1 protein-coding gene is annotated in these 1,166 nt (G+C 57.2%); it reads right to left on the bottom strand.

Going from position 1 to position 1,166, the window contains the following annotated elements; translation table 11 throughout:
• Positions 1-14: 14 nt before the first annotated feature.
• A complete protein-coding gene (coxB, locus tag BUA28_RS15250; protein ID WP_072768995.1) occupies positions 15-1,088 on the bottom strand; it encodes a cytochrome c oxidase subunit II in 1,074 nt (357 codons plus the stop codon).
• Between the last annotated feature and the right edge of the window lie 78 nt (positions 1,089-1,166).

Below are 1,166 nucleotides of genomic sequence, written 5' to 3'. Positions count from 1 at the left end.
TGTCCTCCTTGATGCTATTTTCTGAACTGGTTGATTTCCGATGGCTGCACCACGTCGCCTGCGGTATTTCCCCAGGCATTACGTTCGTAGGTGACCACCGCCGCGATTTGTACATCCGACAGGTGCTTGAATGCGGCCATTGCCGTGCCGGTCTTTCCATTCATGACAATGTCGACATGGCCGGCCTTGGGACCGTTGGCAATCTTCGAGCCGGCCAGCGCGGCAAAGGTCCCGGGTATGCCCTGGCCATTGGCCTGATGGCAGGCAACACAGTTGGCGGTGTAGACTTTCTCGCCTTCGGCTTTCAGCTCTTCCGCCGTAAATTCTTTGCTCACGTCTTCGGCCGCCGCAGCCGTCTTGCTTTTCTGTTCAGCCACCCACTGCGCATATTTCTCCGGCGTCACCGCTTCTACGACGATCGGCATGAAACCGTGCTCCTTGCCGCAGAGTTCGGCGCATTGGCCGCGATAGGTGCCAGGCTTTTCAATGGTGAACCAGACGTCGCGTATGAAGCCGGGGATGGCGTCCTGCTTTACGCCCAGGGCAGGTACCCACCACGCGTGCAGTACGTCGTTGGCGGTGAGCAGTACGCGTATCTTCTTGCCGGTGGGCACGACCAGCGGGTTGTCTACTTCCAGCAGGTAGTTCTCACCCTTGGGCGTGGTGTTCTCGATCTGGTCGCGGGGGGTGGACAGGCTGCTCAGGAAACTGATGCCTTCTCCTTCGCCCGTCAGGTAGTCGTAACCCCATTTCCATTGGTAACCCGTGCTCTTGATGGTGATCTCGGAACTGGAGGTGTCCTTCATGTCGATGATGGTCTTGGTGGAGGGATAGGCCATGCCAACCAGGATGAGGAACGGGATGCCAGTCCAGATGATCTCGACCGTGGTGCTGTGATGGAAGTTCGCCGCCGGGTAGTTCAAGGATTTGCGGTGCTTGAGTATGGAATACAACATGACCCCGAACACACCCACGAATATCACCAGGCATATCCATAAAACCAGCGTGTGCAGATCGTATATCTGCTGGGCTATCGGCGTTTGCGGCTCGGGCAAGTTTAACTGGTAAGGGTCCGCCGCTGCCGCCATTCCCAGTCCGGAATACAATGCGGTCGCCACAATCCCAACTATGGTTGCTGCTGCTTTGCTACTCATATCTCCCCCCAC

Source organism: Nitrosospira sp. Nsp11 (genome assembly GCF_900142705.1).
Classification (GTDB): Bacteria; Pseudomonadota; Gammaproteobacteria; order Burkholderiales; family Nitrosomonadaceae; genus Nitrosospira.
This window is presented reverse-complemented; position numbering and strand designations above follow the sequence as displayed.